Below are 11,750 nucleotides of genomic sequence, written 5' to 3'. Positions count from 1 at the left end.
ATATAACAGTCAATTTGCTGTTCTTTTGTTAACCATTTTGTTGCAAATTGTTCTGTTATACCAATACAATAAGTTTATTAAAACATTAAGCGATGGATGGATTAAACACAGTTCAAAGGCTTTAACGATAATTAGCGACAAGTTTAATCAAACAAACCAGGCTCTTTAGCGTTGCTCAAGTACATGTTTCTGCCCAGGTGTTGGTAAGCCAGTTCGGTTACCATGCGACCTCTTTGGGTGCGTTTAATAAAACCTTCCATGATAAGATAAGGTTCGTACACCTCTTCAAGCGTACCCGCATCTTCGCCAATAGCTGTTGCGATGGTGCTCACACCAACGGGTCCGCCCTTAAATTTATCAATGATGGTGAGCAAAATCTTATTATCAATCTCGTCCAAACCATACTGATCGATGTTTAACGAGGTGAGCGATAGTCGGGCGATAACCATATCGATGCTTCCGTTCCCCTTCACTTGAGCAAAGTCGCGCACACGTCTAAGCAGAGCGTTGGCAATACGGGGCGTGCCTCTTGAGCGTCTTGAAATCTCCATTGCAGCCTCGTCGTCGATGGGAACATTCAGTATTCGGGCCGACCGTTTGATGATACGTGCCAGTGTTTCGGGGTCGTAATATTCCAAATGCAGATTAATTCCAAAGCGTGCACGCAGTGGAGCAGTAAGCAAACCGCTGCGCGTGGTGGCTCCGATAAGCGTAAACGGGTTCAAATCAATCTGAATCGACCTAGCCGAAGGGCCTTTGTCTATCATGATATCTATGCGATAGTCTTCCATTGCCGAGTAAAGATACTCCTCTACCACGGGCGAGAGTCGGTGTATCTCGTCGATAAAGAGCACATCATTGGGTTCTAGCGATGTGAGAATGCCAGCCAAGTCGCCTGGTTTATCCAGCACTGGGCCACTTGTTATCTTAAATCCCACGCCCAATTCGTTAGCAATGATATTGCTAAGCGTAGTTTTTCCCAGTCCTGGAGGGCCGTGTAGAAGGGTGTGGTCGAGCGGTTCGCCGCGATATTTAGCAGCTTCTACAAACACTTCTAAGTTGTCTACAACCTTGTTTTGACCGCTGAAATCTTGGAATTTCGGTGGTCGCAAGGCGTTTTCAAACTCGCGTTCGCTGGGCATCGTTCGCTCGTCTCTAATGTCAAAGTCTTCTGTCATAATGCAAAGATACTAAAAAATGCAACTAGGTTGCATGTTTTAACCCTTAACTTTGCATCGTAGTAACTAGAATAACTAGGAATATAAGTAACTCTAGTACAAATAGAACATTTAGAATAATAACTCCAGCTAGTTATTCTAGCTTGATTTGTAAACTAAAAACTCCATATCATGTGCGAATATCATCACGAAGAAAAATCAAAATGGTGGCAACCCTTACTCTCGAGTTTGCTCTTAGTGGCTGGAATGGTCATTCATTGCATAGACCTATCATGGTTTGCATCGCCTTGGGTGCAACTGCTTTGGTACATTGTGGCCTTCCTTCCCGTTGGGTTGGGCGTGATGCACGAGGCCATAGAACATGCTCTGCACGGCCAAGTGTTCAGCGAATTTATGCTGATGAGTGTGGCTTGCGTGGGTGCTTTTGCCATTGGCGAATATCCAGAGGCTGTGGCAGTGATGTTACTTTACTGCATTGGCGAGGCACTTCAAGACCTGGCTGTGGATAAGGCGCGGCATAACATTGCTAGTTTAACCAATTATCGACCTGAATATGTGCGATTGCAGCGATGGAATGGCGAAAAAAATGTCATGCAACAAGTGCTTGTTGCCCCCGAAGAAGTAAATGTGGGTGATGTTATCGAGGTGCTACCAGGCGAGCGAGTGGCCTTAGATGGCGAACTGTTGTTGCCCGACGACCAGCGTGATGCTTTTCTTAGCTTCGACACAGCAGCCCTTACGGGCGAGAGTTTGCCCCGACAAATGAGACATGCTGGCGAAGTGTTGGCTGGAATGATTGCCCTTGAGCGCACTGCTACGCTCCGAGTGACGCGCCCACAAAGCGAAAGTACCCTAACACGAATACTTAAAATGGTGGAAGAAGCCAGCGAGCGCAAAGCCCCAACCGAGCTCTTCATCCGCCGTTTTGCGCGCATTTACACCCCTGTTGTTATTCTTCTTGCTCTTTTCACCGTGGTTTTGCCATGGCTTTATGCTCAGTTCTCACCCACGTATGAATATCATTTCGCCACATGGTTGCATCGCGCGTTGGTGTTTTTGGTTATCTCTTGCCCCTGTGCATTGGTTATTAGTGTTCCCTTAAGTTATTTTGCAGGCATAGGTAGTGCTTCGCGCATGGGCGTGTTGTTTAAGGGTGGAAACAGTCTTGATGCACTAACGGCCGTTGATACGGTGGTGTTCGACAAGACAGGTACGCTCACTACGGGTGAATTTGGCGTGCGACAAATCCTGCAACTACAGCCCCAAGACCTGCAAACTGTGGTGGCTATGGAGCGAAGCAGCACGCATCCCATTGCCCAAGCCATAGTAAAAAGTTATGGCGATGGACCAAAAATAGATGCCGAAAACCTCGCCGGATTGGGTTTAAAGGCTGTTGTCGAGGGCGAAAGATGGCTCGCTGGCACACTGCGTTTGCTGGATAAGCACGGTATTAGCTATCCCGAAGAGTTGCAAACCATACCCGAAACCATCGTGGCATGTGCCAAAAACGACCGTTTCATCGGTTGTATCTTACTGGCCGACATGATTAAACCCGATTCCGAAGAGGCCATCGAGATGCTTAATCTCTTAGGAATAAGCCATGTGGAGATGCTCTCTGGCGATAAGCAAGCATTGGTTGATAAAGTGGCCGACGAGCTACAACTTGAGCAAGCCATGGGCGATTTGATGCCCCAAGATAAGGCAATGCGCATCGAAACGTTACAAAAGCAAGGTAGAAAAGTGGCTTTCGTGGGCGATGGCATCAACGATGCACCTGTGTTGGCCATCAGTGATGTGGGTGTTGCCATGGGTGCAAGGGGTGCCGATATGGCTATTGAGACAGCCGATGTGGTGTTGCAAACCGACCAGCCCTCGCGTTTGGCTCATGCTTTGCGCCTTGCTCGCGCCACGCGCGCCATCGTTTGGCAAAATATTGCACTTGCCATTGGTGTTAAACTGCTGGTTATGGCACTGGGTTTGTTTGGTATTGCCACGCTCTGGCAAGCCGTTTTTGCCGATAGTGGTGTGGCTCTGTTAGCTGTGGTTAACGCGATGAGGCTAATGAAATTTAAGCCCTAAACGCCCCAATTGCAAGTAGTGATGTGATGTAATGGTTAATCTGTCTGCTTCATTGCTTACTATTTGTGGCTTTCATGGTTAAGACCTTCGTTCAAATTCTGTAATATAACTTAGCGTCCTATCCTTTTTGCGCCACCCATTCAAGGCGAGTGGGGCGCAAAAAGCCTATATTTTGCCTGCTCTTACTCCTTGTTTTGCTTCGTAACGCATCGCTTTTTTCCTGTCGTTTATTATCAAACCACGATGTTTTCCTGGCCAAAAGGGAGTGGGCGGGCGAATTTAGTGTTGTTAAAATCCTCCTAAAACCTCCCATTTCATCGCTCATTGTTTGGGCATTACCTACAACTTATTGCGCCAAACACATACACTTTACATCACAGGGTGGGGCAGAGCCAAGACAATAGGCGTGTTATTCAGCGCCTTGTTTACTTTCTTTGGCCGAAAGATTAAAAATTAGTTCGTCCAGAATGGGCACAATATCGGTGAGCTGCTCCGTTTGGATGTTGCACGATTGCAGATTGTTTACCATGCAAGAAGGGATTGTAGCCGCCTGATGTTCGAGTGCTTTACCCTTAGGCGTTAAGAAAACAATTTGTTGTCGCTTGTCGGTGGCGCTCTCGCGACGAGCAAGTAGCCCCATCGCCTCCATACGTTTGATAAGTGGCGACATGGTGTTAACCCCCAAAAGCAAGCGTTTGCCAATGTCGTTAACAGGCAGGTCGTCGGTTTCCCAAAGCACCATCAGCACCAGATATTGCGTATAGGTAATGCCAAGAGGGCGCAAAAAAGGTTCGTAGGCCTGGGTTATTAATCGCGAAGCTGTGTACAGTCGAAAGCAAATTTGGTTTTGCAGCTTTATTTCTTCGTATGCCATCGTTATGCGTTGTGATATGTTTTTATAAAATGGTGGGTGTGAAATGCAAGCAAAAGGATAGCAAGAGAGCGCGATTTCCCTCCCCACTATCCTTTAAAAGCTATGTGTTTTGCAGGTCTAAGTCGTGCCTCTCGCCTATCAAAAGGCACTGTAAGCAACACTCGGCACCAGCAAATGGCGTTAATTATAGAAGCGCTTCAACCACCTTCACCACCTCTTCGAGGCTTTGTGTGGGTTCGAATCGAGCCACTACATCGCCATTGCGGTCAACAACAAACTTGGTGAAGTTCCATTGAATGTCGTCTTTCTTGCGCGGTTCGCTGTTAGCCTTGTTATAAAGGTCCTCCATGATAGCAGCCAACTTCTCTTCGTAGGCATTGCCAGCATAAGGTTTTTGTTGCTTTAGCCATTTGTACAGTGGCAATTCGTTAGCACCGTTTACATCGCTTTTCTTAAATTGGGGGAAGCTAGCACCAAACTTAAGGGTGCAAAATTCGCCGATTTCTGCGTCGCTTCCAGGAGCTTGGTGACCGAATTGGTTGCAAGGCACATCCAAAATTTCAAGTCCTTTATCCTTTAGACGCTTGTACATCGCCTCCAGTTCTTCGTATTGGGGAGTAAAACCGCAACCTGTTGCAGTGTTCACCACTAGCAGCACCTTACCTTTGTAACGTTCGAGGCTCACCTCTTTGCCACTTTTGTCTTGCAGATTAAAATCAAAAATCTTTGCCATAGTTGTATGTGTTATAAATGTGTTGTTGTGAAAGAAAAACGTTAAAGGTGTGAGGCCGAGTGTATGAAAAGCCAAAACAAGTTTAAAGCAAGGCCAATGCCACTCAATGTAAGGTCACTACTGGTTAGGTTTTGTTGTTAGCAAGTTAGCGAGCCATAAAGAGGCCACCTAGCCGCACCCTTAAGTTTCCTGATTTACAATGCAAAGGTAGGTTTTTAATTTAATATCGCAAGCGATGTAATTTAATATTTAACGCCATTTAAATAAATATCGTGCGCGATGGATTTATGTAAACAGATATTAACAAAGCATACTGAAAGGTCGTTGCATTAGCGATTTTTGCAGTTTTTTAGGCGCAAAGTGTTTTTGTTGCTCTTAATCTCGCCTCCGCTCATTTTCTCGGTAAACCATAGTTTACGACAGTGGGTGTCTTTTAATTGTGCGTTCAAAATAGCATACGTTGTTTACAATAACTACAATGGTTGTCACAGGCAATCTTTTCAACCTCTGATACGAATGACCTTTAATATGCTTTTGATGTAAATAGTTGTCTTTATAAAGTAGAAACAATTGGGGTTATAGAACTTAAATGTATTTCGCCATTCAAAAAAACAGAAAGACTGGGTTAGGAACAATAATTCCTACCCCAGCCAATTTAAAAACGTCTCCACAATTCCCTGCGTAATAGTAAGTGTATTTTTGCAATGTTTTAGTGTAAGAACACCTAAGTTTAGGCCTTAAAAGACTAAGAAATCTATCTAGAATATCGAATGCCAGAAAGCACATTTGTAAGATTTAGGTCGATGAGTCGTAGCAAATCGGGATAAGCAATGATGGCCAATGTACGGTTAATACCTTTACTCAGTTCGTCATCGGTATAGAGCAAGTTTTGAATTTCTACCAATTGCTCTGCTTTGATAGGTAAAGTCAAAGACACATTGTTGAGCAAACCAGTTTGCAATGCAACAAGAACCACCTGTCTTACGATATCGTTTGCCTCGTCCACCTTTTCTTTTTCTCGTGCATACGGCCTATAAAAGAAGTCTACACTTTGTTTTAGATACTCTGCAAGTAAGGCTTTTCGTCTTTTTCTTCTGCCCGTTATAGCATCATTTGTATCAATAGCTCCGGCGCATCCTGCTAATATCACCGAGGGTCTCACAGCAGCCAATAACGCCTGTTCGCCATGGTTGTATTCTTTAAATAATTGTTCGGCTTTTATCAACCACAGCTCAAGGGCGTGTGCAAAGTTAGAGATGTTGTCGTTACTCAAGTTAGCAATATCAGACACCTCCCTTATCATCTCCTCTGCTTTATCAATAAATAGGGTAATGGAATGTTTCATAACAAAAGATGTTTGGTGCTAATCGTCACTCTAATGCAATATAATAATTGTCTAGCTCCTTCCCTTTCACGTTGTTGTCGTTGCCTTCCTCATTCTTTCTTACCAGTTCAAAGGAATCTTCTTTAATAAAAAGCTTCATTGTAATAGTCTGCCCACCTGCCACGTCAAGTTCTTTTATCTCGTTGGTTTGTACAGTGATACCCAGGTTAGACAGCATTCCTTGGCGCATGGGGATAATATCAAGCAGTTCTTTTTTTAAGCGTGCCTTCAGTTGAGTGATATTCTTTATATCCCCTCTCTGTGATGGTTTCATTATTTTTGAAGCCTTTTTAATACAGTTGTCTAGATAATCATCCAGCACATTCGCGTCTACTTCGTTAGATTTTCGTAATTGAGCACTCAGTTTGTCGGTGTTTTGGATAAGCTTTTTGTTAATGGTAATAAAGCCTTTGGGAAGTCTATTGGGTAACTCTTCATTGCGCCTGCTTTCTTCAGTGTACATCGTACGGAAGATAGTTCGTACAATTTCCTTTTTCGGTAAGCCAGGATATGGGTTATAAGCCGTTTTGTGTTTCACCTCTTTTATCGCCACAGGTATTGTGAGCTCAATATTAGGAAGGCGCACACGTGGCACAGGAAGACAGCGCAAGAGCTTGTCTTGTGCATAATATTCTGCCAATGCTATACTTGCTTCATCGGCGTGTTTGCGAGCTTCGCTAACTTGTGAGAGGATATTCCCTAAAAAATCGCTTAGTTCTATCATAGCGTTGCAATATTTATAAAGAAAGAATAATGAAGTGTTCGGCAGGTAAAAGTTGTTCAAATATAAACAAGCACGATGCCTGCCGAACAAAATGGGAAGTAAGTATAGAGATTGATAAAGTTTTTTGTTTACCTTTTTACTTCATCTCTTTACTTTTTCTCTACCCCGGCAGCTTGTCTTGTCACCATATTGTCGCGAATCGACGACTCCAATATGCCAAGAATTTTCTCCATACCACCAGGCATTTCATCTTGCACAGCGCGCACATGGATAGCCAAGGTAAAAGTACGTTCCACCCTATTCCCCGAGTTTGTGGTGCTCTTATACGAGTATGAAGCCTTTATACCCAATAGACGCCCAATAAAGCCCTTACGGCGATCGCTTCCAGCGTCAAACTTATGATCGGATGTTTTGGTGGAATAGTTAATAGCATTGATTTTCGCATTAAAGTCGATAGTGGCTTCATCTACGCGAATAAAAGGAATGGGGATGAGTGTAAGGAAAGGAACTTGCATTTCCATCATCTCATTTTGATCGCTTTGTTTGGCTTCTCCCTCTGCCTGCGTGGCACTTTTTTGATATTTAAACGTTACATACTGTGGGTTCCCCTCTTGGTCAAATCCCATGTTTTTAATAAAGTTGACTGTACTCTCTGCCGCCATAGCTTGTGCTTCAACCACAGCCGACAGCGGTCCTCCAATTAGGTTTTTAAAGTCTAAACTGGCTAATTCTTTGCCATAATCTGAGTCTGCCATAAATTAAAAGATTAAATGTTAATACTTAAGTTTGTTCATATCACGCGATAAAACATTAGTTTTAGGTTTAAATGAATGGATAGCGTTGCAAGCATTTTGCGTTTTAAGTGGAAGATAATGGTTCTTAAAAGGCCTGAGTTTTATTTCCTGCCTAATTTAACTCTGCATGTCATTGATCAATGTTAGCCATTAACCATTGCACACCATCATTGCTCCACCTTATTCTCCGATTCGTTTCCAACGTTCTTAAGCTTGTAGCCCGAATGCACAATTGCCACAAACATGCTTAAAAGTTTCTACACCAGCTTTAGACTAGCCCTTTGATAGAAGTGCCTTTTTATCATTACACTTATTTTGCCTAGTGCTTATACCTTGAGTTTTATTTCTGTGGATGGCGCGAAAGTAGTAGTGATATTAGCTTTTCACACATTGTATCTTTAAGCGAGCTGCGAGGAGATTTCTCGATGATAGGCAAACACGATTTCTTGGCATCGTCTGCATTGTTTGTATTTGCTATCCCTCTACGCTCAAGCTCATCGCTTATCATTTCATGAATGATTTCAAGCAGCTCAAACCTATCTTCCGAGAATTGCATGTTCTGCCTTTGCTTGGGTGTTGGCTTTTTGCTCACTTGCTTTTCCATATAGCTTTCTTTAGGGTTATTCCTTTATGTTGCAAAGTTAGAACTATATCTATGTCTTATGGGTATCTATATCGGACATTTATGTTGTAACATCAGACATCTTTATTTATAAATCGTCTGTCACTGTCGGAACATATATTTCTCTAATTAGTTAGCTTTCAAATTGTTACTAATGACATATTTACGTATTTTCACATAATATTTATTGCTTAAATTTTGTTTAACGCGTACCAAACTACGATAAATACACCTAACTTTGTAATTGGGAAAATCGACTTGGCAATGTAAATGCCACTACTATTAACACCCCCTAATCATTCAGACTATGCAACATCTTTACAAGGATAAACAATTGGCTTCCAACCTTTGCGCTAATCCCCACGCAAAGGCACAGTGCCTTTGGCGCTCTTTGCCTTTGGCATTGGTGGCATGCCTTGTGTTTTTGGCTTCGTGCAACAAACGTGTTGCCACGTACAACGAAAACGAGCGAAAAGCAATCGACAGTTTGGTAATGCCTGTGAAGAACATCGACTCGCTAACCCTGTTACAACGGCAATTTGAAACAAGCGGAAACAAACTTGGAAGTATCGTTGCTTTGAGAGAATGTGGAAAGCTATTGCGCAATGAAAGCCGATTTGAAGAGGCGCTGAACATGCATAGCCTGGGTCAACAACAGGCAGAAGCCATTGGCGATACACTCGAATGGGTGCAGGCACTTAATAATGTGGGTACTGATTATCGACGTATTGGGGTGCTTGATGTGGCTCAAGATTATCATTATCGGGCGTGGTTGTTGAGCAACGAACACTCCGACACCACCATTGCTGCAAAGAAAAATCGTGTGGTGTCGCTCAATGGTTTGGGAAATATCTACATGACGCTGGGCAACTTTGAACGGGCCGACAGTGCTCTGCGACTGGCTTTGATGGGCGAAAAACAACTTCATAGCTTCGTGGGACAGGCCATTAATTATGCTAATCTTGGTTCTATCTTCGAACAAAAGGGAATTTTAGACTCGGCCCTCGTGTATTATCGCAAGTCGATGGAGATGAATACCCTGGGACATAGCGATCTGGGCATCGCTCTTTGCCATATGTTTTATGGCTCTATTCACGAAAAACGCAAACAATATGATAAGGCCCATCAAGAGTATGATGAGGCTTATCAGATTATGAAGGCATCGAAAGACGAGTGGCATACACTGGATATTCTTATTGCCTTGGCCCGAATTAATCACATTATACACAATGATACGCAGGAGATGGAGTTTCTTGCTAAGGCTAAAGAGATTGCAGAGCGAATTAAAAGTACCGAACATCTGGCCGATATTCACTCCTTGTATTACACGCATGCGAAGGAAACTGGTAATTACCAACTGGCCTTGGCTTCGCACGAACTGGCTACAGCGTTGCAGGATAGCGTGATTAACATGGAGAAGGTGAACCGCATTCAAAACATTAGTCTTAATATTGAACGCAACAGGCAGATGCGCGAGATAGACAAAGCTAGGCATACGCTTGAAGAAGAACGCAGCACCCGCAACGTGGGCTTCACCCTTTTGGGCTTGGCCCTTATAACGCTGTTGGGTGCTTTGACAGCCTTTCTCTACATTCAGCGCATTCAAAGGCGAAACCATTTGGCCCTAAAGAAAATGGCGGCCTTGCGCGAAACTTTCTTTACCAATATCACGCACGAGTTTAGAACACCACTAACGGTGATTTTAGGTCTTAGTCGCGATATGCAAAAAGACACTGCCACCAACTGCAAAGATACGGCTAAGGTGATTGAGCGACAAGGAGAAGGTTTGCTAACACTCATCAACCAACTGCTCGATATATCCAAAATCAAGTCGGCTGTGGGCAATCCCGACTGGCGCAACGGCAACATCGTGGCCTTTATGGCTATGATTGTTGAGAGCTATCACGACTATGCACAAAGCCATAAGATAGATTTACAGATGTTTGCTAAAGACGAAATTGTGATGGATTTTGTGCCTGGATATGTGGTTAAGGTGATTAACAACTTGCTTTCTAACGCCTTTAAGTTCACGCCTGCCTATGGCAAAATTAGCGTTTTGGTGCGAAGCGAAAACCAACAACTTGTTGTCACTGTGGCCGATACTGGTAAGGGCATTAGTAAAAAAGCCTTGGAACGCGTCTTCGAACCTTTCTATCAAGACAACACCGAGCTGAAGCAGATAGGCACAGGCGTGGGCTTGGCTCTTGTTAAGCAGATTATGGATGCCTCGAAAGGAACAATCACCGTAGAAAGCGAGGAGGGAAAGGGCACTACCTTTATTATTAAGGTGCCTATCCACAACCATTGCACCAAACCACTAACCCCCAATACGGAGAACTGCAAGCCTTTGCTGCCTCACGAAAGCGATAACCCCACCGACCGCATTGGCGAAAACAACGAGTGTTGTGTGCTGGTTATCGAAGACAATAAGGATGTTGCCAGCTATATCGGTGGCCAGTTTGATAGCCGATATGCCGTGGTCTATGCCGAAAATGGACAGGTGGGATTGGAGAAGGCACTTGAACTAGTGCCCGACCTAATTGTAACCGACTTGATGATGCCTGGCTTAGACGGGCTGGAAGTGTGCCGACAGGTGCGCAACAGCGAAATAATTAATCATGTGCCCATCATCATCATCACGGCTAAGATAACCGAAGAAGCGCGCATTAAGGGTATTGAGGCCGGTGCAGATGCTTATCTGGCCAAACCCTTCAATGACAACGAACTGCGCACTAGGGCCGACAAACTGCTACAAGGGCGCAAACTGCTGCAAAAGAAGTTTGCAACCATGTCGGCCGAGTTTAAAAAAGACGATGATACTAAGGCGCCTGCCGCCAAAGATGTCGACCTAAGATTTCTTGCTAAGGTGTCGAGTGCGGTGTATATGCAGATAAGTGGCGGTAAGGATGTTGATGTTGCTATTGTGGCATCATTGATGTGCATGAGCCCTCGACAGTTCTATCGCAAGATAAATGCCCTCACTGGCTACACGCCATCGGCCTATATCTTGCGCCTGAAGATAAAAAAAGCCAAAAACTTGCTTGTCAATAACCCCCAAATGAGCTTAGGGGAGGTGGCCGATAAATGTGGGTTTAACGATTATTCTAATTTTGTGCGCGCATTTAAAACGGTGGCTGGCGTTACGCCAACTAACTATCGAAGGGAGAACTGTCCGTGATGGACGTTACTAGTTTGTTAGCGTGTATCGCTTATTGGTGTAGAAAATTTAGTAAACACAACTTTTCAACACGTTTATTCCAGATGTTGGTGTAAGGATGCTTGGGACTAAACTATGTAAAAGTATATTTTATTACGCCAGTTCGGGATAAAAAAGTGCCCTAAAAAGTTGGTAATCTCGCTAT

At 43.9% G+C, this 11,750-nt stretch carries 9 protein-coding genes; 2 read left to right on the top strand and 7 right to left on the bottom strand.

Annotated features, from left to right (window positions below):
- Positions 1-143: 143 nt before the first annotated feature.
- Positions 144-1,178, bottom strand: a complete 1,035-nt coding sequence (gene ruvB / locus QME03_RS02550) for a Holliday junction branch migration DNA helicase RuvB (protein ID WP_025816770.1) — start codon at positions 1,176-1,178, stop codon at positions 144-146.
- A 171-nt stretch (positions 1,179-1,349) separates the two neighbouring features.
- Here ruvB and QME03_RS02545 point away from each other — a divergent pair, with 171 nt between their 5' ends.
- Positions 1,350-3,257, top strand: coding sequence for a heavy metal translocating P-type ATPase (locus QME03_RS02545; protein ID WP_281723357.1), 1,908 nt, complete (start codon positions 1,350-1,352; stop codon positions 3,255-3,257).
- A 409-nt stretch (positions 3,258-3,666) separates the two neighbouring features.
- On the opposite strand, the gene QME03_RS02540 is transcribed toward QME03_RS02545, so the two are convergent.
- The 6 genes from QME03_RS02540 to QME03_RS02515 form a co-directional block, all read right to left on the bottom strand.
- Complete coding sequence (locus QME03_RS02540; RefSeq protein WP_281723356.1) at positions 3,667-4,131, bottom strand: MarR family winged helix-turn-helix transcriptional regulator; 465 nt, start codon at positions 4,129-4,131, stop codon at positions 3,667-3,669.
- Positions 4,132-4,315: 184 nt separating this feature from the next.
- Positions 4,316-4,864, bottom strand: a complete 549-nt coding sequence (locus tag QME03_RS02535) for a glutathione peroxidase (RefSeq protein WP_281723355.1) — start codon at positions 4,862-4,864, stop codon at positions 4,316-4,318.
- Between the two features lie 754 nt (positions 4,865-5,618).
- Entirely contained in the window at positions 5,619-6,209 is a 591-nt protein-coding gene (locus tag QME03_RS02530) for a hypothetical protein (protein ID WP_281723354.1), read from the bottom strand.
- A 25-nt stretch (positions 6,210-6,234) separates the two neighbouring features.
- Positions 6,235-6,972 carry a hypothetical protein gene (locus tag QME03_RS02525; RefSeq protein ID WP_025816763.1) on the bottom strand — a complete coding sequence of 246 codons (738 nt, stop codon included), beginning with the start codon at positions 6,970-6,972 and terminating at the stop codon, positions 6,235-6,237.
- Positions 6,973-7,121: 149 nt separating this feature from the next.
- On the bottom strand, positions 7,122-7,727 hold the full coding sequence (locus QME03_RS02520; protein ID WP_025816762.1) for a DUF2589 domain-containing protein: 606 nt from the start codon (positions 7,725-7,727) through the stop codon (positions 7,122-7,124).
- 379 nt (positions 7,728-8,106) lie between these two features.
- A complete protein-coding gene (locus QME03_RS02515) occupies positions 8,107-8,370 on the bottom strand; it encodes a hypothetical protein (RefSeq protein ID WP_273147700.1) in 264 nt (87 codons plus the stop codon).
- A 325-nt stretch (positions 8,371-8,695) separates the two neighbouring features.
- Here QME03_RS02515 and QME03_RS02510 point away from each other — a divergent pair, with 325 nt between their 5' ends.
- Positions 8,696-11,566: a hybrid sensor histidine kinase/response regulator transcription factor gene (locus tag QME03_RS02510; RefSeq protein WP_281723353.1), complete on the top strand. Its 2,871-nt coding sequence runs from the start codon at positions 8,696-8,698 to the stop codon at positions 11,564-11,566.
- Positions 11,567-11,750: the final 184 nt, after the last annotated feature.

This window comes from Hoylesella shahii, from assembly GCF_937990675.1.
Taxonomy (GTDB): Bacteria; Bacteroidota; Bacteroidia; order Bacteroidales; family Bacteroidaceae; genus Prevotella; species Prevotella shahii.
The sequence above is the reverse complement of the archived record's forward strand: the minus strand, read 5'-3'. Positions and strand labels throughout refer to the sequence as shown.